Annotated in this window: 6 protein-coding genes; 3 read left to right on the plus strand and 3 right to left on the minus strand. The window is 71.5% G+C overall.

Features of this window, described 5'->3' with window-relative positions; all coding sequences use genetic code 11:
* Nucleotides 1–7: 7 nt before the first annotated feature.
* On the plus strand, nucleotides 8–544 hold the full coding sequence (locus ACFYR0_RS33085; protein ID WP_389336472.1) for an NUDIX domain-containing protein: 537 nt from the start codon (nucleotides 8–10) through the stop codon (nucleotides 542–544).
* Here the strand turns inward: ACFYR0_RS33085 and ACFYR0_RS33090 are convergent.
* Nucleotides 535–2,913, minus strand: coding sequence for a glycoside hydrolase family 31 protein (locus tag ACFYR0_RS33090; RefSeq protein ID WP_389336475.1), 2,379 nt, complete (start codon nucleotides 2,911–2,913; stop codon nucleotides 535–537). The two genes, ACFYR0_RS33085 and ACFYR0_RS33090, sit on opposite strands and share 10 nt — an antisense overlap.
* 210 nt (nucleotides 2,914–3,123) lie before the next feature.
* Here ACFYR0_RS33090 and ACFYR0_RS33095 point away from each other — a divergent pair, with 210 nt between their 5' ends.
* On the plus strand, nucleotides 3,124–5,091 hold the full coding sequence (locus ACFYR0_RS33095; RefSeq protein WP_389336478.1) for an acetoacetate--CoA ligase: 1,968 nt from the start codon (nucleotides 3,124–3,126) through the stop codon (nucleotides 5,089–5,091).
* A gap of 171 nt (nucleotides 5,092–5,262) precedes the next feature.
* Nucleotides 5,263–6,153: a hypothetical protein gene (locus ACFYR0_RS33100; RefSeq protein WP_389336481.1), complete on the plus strand. Its 891-nt coding sequence runs from the start codon at nucleotides 5,263–5,265 to the stop codon at nucleotides 6,151–6,153.
* Between the two features lie 79 nt (nucleotides 6,154–6,232).
* Here ACFYR0_RS33100 and ptsP read toward each other — a convergent pair whose 3' ends face one another.
* Both ptsP and ACFYR0_RS33110 read right to left on the minus strand, forming a co-directional pair.
* Nucleotides 6,233–7,903, minus strand: coding sequence for a phosphoenolpyruvate--protein phosphotransferase (ptsP, locus tag ACFYR0_RS33105; RefSeq protein WP_389336484.1), 1,671 nt, complete (start codon nucleotides 7,901–7,903; stop codon nucleotides 6,233–6,235).
* A gap of 79 nt (nucleotides 7,904–7,982) precedes the next feature.
* On the minus strand, nucleotides 7,983–8,432 hold the full coding sequence (locus ACFYR0_RS33110) for a PTS glucose transporter subunit IIA (RefSeq protein ID WP_389336487.1): 450 nt from the start codon (nucleotides 8,430–8,432) through the stop codon (nucleotides 7,983–7,985).
* Nucleotides 8,433–8,905 lie beyond the last annotated feature (473 nt).

The following is an 8,905-nucleotide window of genomic DNA, read 5'->3' on the forward strand; positions in this document are numbered from 1 at the left end:
CCGCGACGTGTCAGAGAACCCGCACCCCGCCCCCAACTCCGCCCCGGGCTCCCATTGTTCGAGCTGCGGAGCGCCCTACGGAGAGGGCATCTCCGGCTGGCCTCGCACCTGCCCAGCGTGCGCCGCCGTGGCCTACCGCAACCCGCTGCCCGTCGCGGTGGCCCTGCAACCCGTGTACGACACCCGGGGCGCCGCCCTGGTCGTCATCACCCGGACCGTGCCGCCCGCGCGCGGGGGCATCGCCCTGCCCGGCGGCTACATAGACGACCGTGAGGACTGGCGGCAGGCCCTCGTGCGCGAGCTCAGGGAGGAGACCGGGATCGAAGCGGCGGGCCGCGACGTCCGGCTCGTCGACGCCATGAGCGCGCCCGACGGCCATCTACTGCTGTTCGGCGCCCTCCCGGAACGTCCCGCGGACGGCCTGCCACAGTCGGCCGCGACCGACGAGACCGAAGGCTGGCAGCTGCTGCGCAGGCCCGAGGAACTGGCCTTCCCCCTGCACACCCTGGCCGTACGCGCCTGGTTCGAAGGCCGCTACATCTGACGCTCGCCCTCCGCGAGACCACGCACGCGCACCGGGTGGGACGGCTCGCCCACGCCGTCCTCACCCTCACGCCCCACCACCACCCGACGCCCCTCCCAGCGGCTGACATAACGCTCGGTCTCCGGCTCCTCCCAGCCGTCACCCGCGTCCGCCACCATCAGCCCCATGCCCGTACGGCCACGAGCCGGCGCCCACACCTCCAGCTCCACCCCGCCGTCCGCACCCCGTACCGGCAGGACGGAACCCGCGCGCGCGAGCACCGGAATCCTGGACAGCGGCGCGTCCACCAGGACCTGCCCCGGCCCCTCGTACGCCCGCCCGGTCACCGTGTCGTACCAGCGGCCGCGCGGCAGCTGCACCGCACGCCGGTCCGCCCCCGGCTCCAGCACCGGCGCCACCAGCAGCGCATCACCGAGCAGGAAGGCGTCCTCACACTCGCGCAGGCCCCGGTCCTCCGGCGCGTGCCACCACAACGGCCGCACGTACGGCGCGCCGGTACGCCGGGCCAGATGCGCCAGCGTCATGAAGTACGGCAGCAGCCGCCGGCGCTCGACCAGCGCCACGCGCGCGTGCTCCAGCACCTCGGGCCCGAACTCCCAGGGCTCCCGACGCCCCGCCCGCAGACTCGCGTGCGTACGGAACAGCGGCAGATACGCGCCCAGCTGGAACCAGCGCAGGAACAGCTCCGGCGACGGGCTCCCGTCGTAACCGCCGACATCCGGCCCCGAGTAGGGCACCCCGCACAGCCCGAGCCCCAGCACCAGCGACAGCGAGGCGCGCAGACCGGGCCAGCCCGTGCCCACATCGCCCGACCAGGTCCCGCCGTAGCGCTGCATGCCCGCCCAGCCCGACCGCGAGAAGACGAACGGCCGCTGCCCCGGCGTCAGCTCCCGCAGCCCCTCGTAGGCCGCCCGAGCCATGCACAGGGCGTAGACGTTGTGCGCCTCACGATGATCACCGCCGCGGCCCTCCAGCGCGTGGCGGGCCGAGCGCGGCAACGTCGTCTCGCCGAACGCCGCGAACGAAGTCGGCTCGTTCATGTCATGCCAGAAGCCGGAGAAGCCCTCGGCGAGACGCTCCTCGTACCGCCGCCCCCACCACGCACGCACGCGCGCGTGCGTGAAATCGGGGAACACCGCCTCCCCGGGCCACACGACCCCGCGCACCACCCGACCCGATGCGTCCCTGACAAACGCGTCCTCGACCGTGCCGCTGTCGTACACCGCGTTCCCCGGGGCGGCCTTCACCGCCGGATCGACGATCGACACCAGCCTGACCCCGTCCCGCCGCAGATCCTCCGCCAGCCCCGGCAGCTTCGGGAACCGGTCCCGGTCCACGGTGAACACCTGGTGCCCGTCGAGATGGTCGATGTCCAGATGCACCGCGTCGAGCGGCAGCCCGCGCTCCTGGTAACCGGAGACGATCCGCCGCACCTCCCGCTCACTGCCGAAACCCCAGCGCGCGTGCTGATGGCCGAGCGCCCACGCGGGCGGCAGCGCGGGCGCACCCGTCAGCGCCGCCCAGGCCATCAGCACGCGCGCGGGAGTACCGACCATCACCCAGCAGCGCAGCGCGCCGCCCTCCATCCGCAGCTCGCTCGTCCCGGCACGGTCATGACCGGAACCCGCGCCCTCCTCGCCCTCCCGAAGCGTCACCGTGCCGTCCCACGAGGTGTCGTGGAAGACCAGATGCGTCGCCGCGTCGGCCACCACCAGCTGCACAGGCATCGTGACGTACAGCGGATCGTCCCCGGGCCCGAAGGAACCGCCCGGATCGGTGTTCCACAGCCGGTACACGCCGTCCCGCAGCCGAGGCCCCGAGGCGCGCCCGCCCAGACCGAAGAACCGCGCGTCCGCCGGCACCTCCGACCGCTGCATCCACCGCGCCGGACCACCCTCCACCGGCTCCCACCACCGGGGCGGCAGATCCCGCCGCAGCAGCACACCACCCGGCGTCTGCACCTCGATGCCCCCGTGCCGCGAGACGACCACGGTCACCCGCTCGGCCACCACCCGCCAGCCGCCGTCCTTGTCGGGCTCCAGCACAGCCCGCGGATCGGGCTCCGGACACTGCCCCGCCAGCGCGTACGACGGCTCCGGACCCGCGCCGTCCCACCCCCAGAAGACGGCCCCGTTCACCGTGACCAGAATCCGCAGCTCCGAACGGCCGAAACGGAGCAGGCCCCCGCCAGGACCCGGCTCCGCCTCCCGCACGGCCCCGGGCACGCGCGCGCGTTCCACGCCACGCGACGGCAGCCCTGTCGCGTCGGCACGCCTCCTGCGCCACGCCGCCCTTACGGTGCGAAACCCCTGGGCCGCCCCCGCAGAACCGACCGCCTTCATCGAATGCACCAGGTCACGACCGTCCATGGTGATCACCCTGCCATCGACCCACCCACGCGGGTGTCTCGTTCAGCTCCCGTTCACCCATGCCGGGACCACATCTTCATGACGCCGACTATGTGGGGTGGCCCCTGGTATCGGAGTCGATCACATGGCATCGTCCCTGTCACCGCGTCACGCGCACACCCCGCCCGTGCGCGGACGACGCACACGACGCGCACAGTCCGGGAGCCCCCCTTGTCGACCGAGAACGCCCAGCCGCTCTGGCAGCCCGACTCCGAACGTATCGCCGACGCCCGGATCACGAAATTCCAGACCTGGGCAGCAGAACAGCACGGAGCCCCCGCCGAAGGCGGCTACGCCGCACTGCACAGCTGGTCCGTCGCCGAACCGGAGGTGTTCTGGAAAGCGGTCACCGAATGGTTCGACGTCCGCTTCTCCACGCCCTACGCGCGCGTGCTCGGCGACCGTTCGATGCCCGGCGCCTCTTGGTTCCCGGGAGCGACCCTCAACTACGCCGAACACGCGCTGCGCGCCGCCGTGACCCGCGCCGACGAACCCGCCCTCCTCCATGTCGACGAGACCCACGCCCCCCGTGAGGTCACCTGGTCGCAGCTGCGGCAGCAGGTCGGCTCCCTGGCCGCCGAACTCCGCGCCCTGGGCGTCCGGCCCGGGGACCGCGTCAGTGGCTACCTCCCGAACATCCCCGAGGCCGTCGTCGCCCTCCTCGCCACCGCCGCCGTCGGCGGCGTCTGGACCTCCTGCGCCCCCGACTTCGGCGCCCGAAGCGTCCTCGACCGCTTCCAGCAGGTAGAACCCGTGGTCCTGTTCACCGTCGACGGCTACCGCTACGGCGGCAAGCAGCACGACCGCCGCGACACCGTCACCGAACTGCGCGCCGAACTGCCCACCCTCCGCGCCGTCGTCCACATCCCGGTACTGGGCACCGAAGCCCCCGAAGGCGCCCTCGACTGGTCCGCCCTGACCGGCGCCGACGTGGAACCCGTCTTCGAACAGGTCCCCTTCGACCACCCCCTCTGGGTCCTCTACTCCTCCGGTACGACCGGCCTGCCCAAGGCGATCGTCCAGTCCCAGGGCGGCATCCTCGTCGAACACCTCAAGCAGCTCGGCCTGCACTGCGACCTCGGCCCCGAGGACCGGTTCTTCTGGTACACGTCCACCGGCTGGATGATGTGGAACTTCCTCGTCTCCGGCCTCCTGACCGGCACCACGGTCGTCCTGTACGACGGCAGCCCCGGATATCCCGACACCGGCGCCCAGTGGCGCGTCGCCGAACTCACCCGGGCCACCCTCTACGGCACCTCCGCCGCCTACGTCATGGCCTGCCGCAAGGCCGAGGTGCACCCCTCGCGCGACTACGACCTGTCCAGCGTCCGCTGCGTCGCCACCACCGGATCGCCCCTGCCGCCCGACGGCTTCCGCTGGCTCCACGACGAGGTCCGCGACGACCTCTGGATCGCCTCGGTCAGCGGCGGCACGGACGTGTGCTCCTGCTTCGCCGGAGCCGTCCCCACCCTCCCCGTGTACATCGGCGAGCTCCAGGCCCCCGGCCTCGGCACCGACCTCCAGTCCTGGGACCCCAGCGGCGAACCCCTGACCGACGAGGTCGGCGAACTCGTCGTCACCAACCCCATGCCGTCGATGCCGATCTACTTCTGGAACGACCCCGACGGCAGCCGCTACCACGACAGCTACTTCGACACCTACCCCGGCGTATGGCGCCACGGCGACTGGATCACCGTCACCTCCCGGGGCTCCGTCGTCATCCACGGCCGTTCCGACTCCACCCTCAACCGCCAGGGCGTACGGATGGGCTCCGCCGACATCTACGAGGCGGTCGAGCGGCTCCCCGAGATCAAGGAGTCCCTCGTCATCGGCCTGGAGCAGCCCGACGGCGGCTACTGGATGCCGCTCTTCGTCCACCTGACCCCGGGCGCCACCCTCGACGACGCCCTGCTCGGCCGCATCAAGCAGACCATCCGCGAACAGCTCTCGCCCCGCCACGTCCCCGACGAGGTCATCGAGGTCCCCGGCATCCCGCACACGCTGACCGGCAAGCGCATCGAGGTCCCGGTCAAGCGCCTGCTCCAGGGCACCCCCCTCGACAAGGCGGTCAACGCCGGCTCCATCGACAACCTCGACCTCCTCCACTTCTACGAGGACCTCGCCCGCAAGCGCGCCTGACCCGACGCCCGGCTGGCCGCGGCCCCCCTCGCGAGAACCCGCGGCCGGCCCCCCCCCCCGCCTCACACCCCCATCCAGTACCTGACCTGCGACGAAAGCGCTCACGGACCCCATTGTCAGTGGCCCCGGTTACTGTGAGTGAGCATGGATCGACCGTACACAGGGGGAAAAATGGCGCACACCGACCACCAGACCGTCCGACGCGTCCTGCGCCGCGAAATCGCCGGCACCATCGGCCTGCTCACCGACGAGCAGGACTTCACGGCCATGCGCCGCTACCGGAGCTTCGCCTTCGCCGACCACGCCACCTATCTGCGCGAGGTGGAAGCGGTCCTGCGCAGCCGCGCCCGGCAAGGCGGCCACACCACCGTGGCCCTCTTCGACCCGCAGGAGTACGCGGACTACTGCACCCACTCCGGCCTCGACCCCGACCAGGCATCGAGCCGCACCCGCTTCACCGCCGAACTCGCCACCACCGGCCCGGCCGTCCCCTACGAGGGCCAGCCCCTGACCGACCTGCTCCCCGCCCTCGTCGACGAGGCCGTACGCCAGGCGACCTGGGAGTACGCCTCCACACTCCTGGCCCGCCTCGGCGCCTGCTCCTCCTGCGGCGAGGACCTCGGGCGGGCCGCCTTCACACGCGCCGCGGACCATGTCGTCCGCATCCTCGACACGGCACCGCCGGGCTCCCACCACCTCGTGTGCAGTGTCTCCACCACACCCGAAGCCCTCGTCGCCGCGCTGCACGCCGACCGGGACCGGGCCGATCTCGAACTGCACGAACCGGAGGCCCTCGAGTTCACCACCGTCCTGGCCGTGGGCATGGCCACCGGCAGCCCCGGCGGACTCGTCATGCGCACCACCGCCCCCGACACCCCCGACCAGGTCTACGGATGGCGCCTGCGCGTCGGCGGCCTCCAGCCGCTCACCGCCGCCGAGGTCTTCGACGCCTACTGCACCGACGCCGAGTCCGGCGACCTCATCTCACCCGAATCGAACGTCGACTACTGCGCACCGCCCGACCTCGGACCCGGAGGAGCCGGCCCCCGACACGGCCACTGAACGCGCGAGGGGCGCCCCACCCTTCGGATGGAGCGCCCCTCGCCAGGAACCGGAGCACCAGGCGGCCGGTGCCTACCCGTCACTCGCCGGACAGCACCGCCTGCGCGGCCTTCCTAGCCTCGTCGGCGCTGTCCGCCGCCCGGGCGGCGGCGGCGGCCCGCTCGCACTGGGCGAGCGTGTACTTCGCCAGGTTCGCGCGCACATAGGGGATCGACGCGGCGCCCATCGACAGAGAAGTGACACCCAGACCCGTCAGCACACACGCCAGCAGCGGATCGGAGGCCGCCTCACCGCACACACCACAGCTCTTGCCCTCGGCCTTGGCGGCCTCCGCGGACAGCGCCACCAGGTCGAGCAGCGCCGGCTGCCACGGGTCCTGGAGCCGGGACACCGCACCCACCTGACGGTCGGCGGCGAAGGTGTACTGGGCCAGGTCGTTCGTGCCCAGCGACAGGAACTCGACCTCCTGGAGGATCGAGCGCGCCCTCAGCGCGGCCGAGGGGATCTCCACCATCGCGCCGAACTTCGCCCGCAGCCCGGCCTCGCGGCACGCGTCCGCGAACGCCTTGGCGTCGGCACGGTCCGCCACCATCGGCGCCATCACCTCGAGGTAGACCGGCAGACCCTCGGCGGCCTTCGCCAGCGCGGTCAGCTGGGTTCGCAGTACCTCGGGGTGGTCGAGCAGCGTCCGCAGACCCCGCACGCCCAGCGCCGGGTTCGGCTCGTCGGCCGGAGTCAGGAAGTCCAGGGGCTTGTCCGCCCCCGCGTCCAGGACCCGCACCACGACGCGGCCCTCGGGGAAGGCTTCGAGAACCTTGCGGTAGGCCTCGAACTGCTTCTCCTCGGACGGCGCGTTCTTGCTGTCGTCCAGGAAGAGGAACTCGGTACGGAACAGACCCACACCCTCGGCCCCGGCCTCCACGGCAGCCGGCACGTCCGCCGGGCCGCCGACGTTGGCCAGCAACGGCACCTTGTGCCCGTCGGCCGTGGCACCCGGACCCGTGGAAGCCGCCAGCGCCGCCTTCCGCTCCGCCGCCGCGGCCTCCAGCTGCGCCTTCTTCTCCTCGCTCGGGTGCACGAAGAGCTCGCCGGTGCTGCCGTCGACCGCGATCATGGTGCCCTCGGCCAGTTCACCCGCACCCGGCAGCGCCACGACCGCGGGGACACCGAGCGCACGGGCCAGGATCGCGCTGTGGCTCGTCGGCCCGCCCTCCTCGGTCACGAAACCCAGCACCAGGGTCGGGTCGAGCAGCGCCGTGTCCGCCGGCGCCAGATCCCGCGCGACGAGCACGTACGGCTCGTCGCTGTCCGGGACGCCCGGCATCGGCACACCGAGCAGTCGCGCGACGATACGGTTCCGCACATCGTCCAGGTCGGCCACCCGGCCGGCGAGGTACTCACCCGCGCCGGCCAGCAGCTCGCGGTACGCGGCGAACGCGTCGTAGACGGCACGCTCGGCCGTGCTGCCGACGGCGATCCTGCGATCCACGTCCGCGATCAGCTCGGGGTCCTGGGCCATCAGGGCCTGCGCCTCGAGCACCGCCTGGGCTTCGCCCCCTGCCAGATTGCCGCGCGCCATCAGGTCGGCCGCCACAGCCTCCACGGCCTGGCGGGCACGCCCCTGCTCCCGCTCCGCCTCCTCCGCCGGGATCTGCTTGGCCGGCGGTTCCAGGACCGCCGTTCCCATGTGCCGAACCTCGCCGATCGCCACACCGTGGCTCACGCCGACGCCTCGCAGCGTTGTCTCCATCTCACCCGTCTCCGATAGTGCGGCGGGTCCCGCCGCCGCGGTGGTTGTCCTGCCTGCCGTCATGAGGACGGCGCCGATGTCACGCCCAGCCGAAGAGCGCGTCGCCCGCCTTGACGTCACCGTCCTCGCGGAGTTCGGAGAGCAGCTCTGCCGTGGCCTCCAGCGCCACGATCGGGCAGACCGGGGACTTGTCGGCCTCTTCCACGGCGGCCGGGTTCCAGCGGATGACGGCCTGGCCGCGGGAAACGGTGTCTCCCTTGTTCACCAGGAGCTCGAAACCCTCACCGTTGAGCTGCACGGTGTCGATGCCCAGGTGGGTGAGGACGCCATGGCCCTCCGAATCGACGACGACGAAGGCGTGGGGGTGCAGCGACACGATGACCCCGTCCACCGGGGAAACAGCCTCGGAAGGCTCCCGGACGGGGTCGATGGCGGTACCCGGGCCGACCATGGCCCCGGAGAAGACGGGATCCGGCACGGCGGCCAGTCCGATGGCGCGTCCTGCGAGAGGGGACGTCACGGTGGTCATGGGAAGCCTCCCAGGGGCGGAGATGCTTACGCGCCGTCACTGACTGTCGACAACGGCGCACTGTTGAGCAGGGTATGTCATATGAAGTCCCGGTTCCGCACGAATGGCCCCGGGGTAAGAGGTCTAGACCACTAGTCTAGCCGATTTGCGCGAGCTTCGCGGCCCCGTGTACTGTCGTATCCCTGCCTGACGGTGAGTGACGTAAGTAATCGTCCAAAGCCGGGCAGCACCCAACTCGTCAGACCCTTTCGTTGGATCTCCTTCTGCATGTCCGCAGAACGGTGGTCAGCGGGACGGAAAATCACTGATAAAGTCGGGATCGCCGGAAAGGGAAACGCGGAAGCGGGAACCCGGAAAGCACCGAGGAAATCGGGTCGAAAAAGGATCTGATAGAGTCGGAAACGCAAGACCGAAGGGAAGCGCCCGGAGGAAAGCCCGAGAGGGTGAGTACAAAGGAAGCGTCCGTTCCTTGA

Source organism: Streptomyces sp. NPDC005017 (assembly GCF_042873115.1).
Taxonomy (GTDB): domain Bacteria; phylum Actinomycetota; class Actinomycetes; order Streptomycetales; family Streptomycetaceae; genus Streptomyces.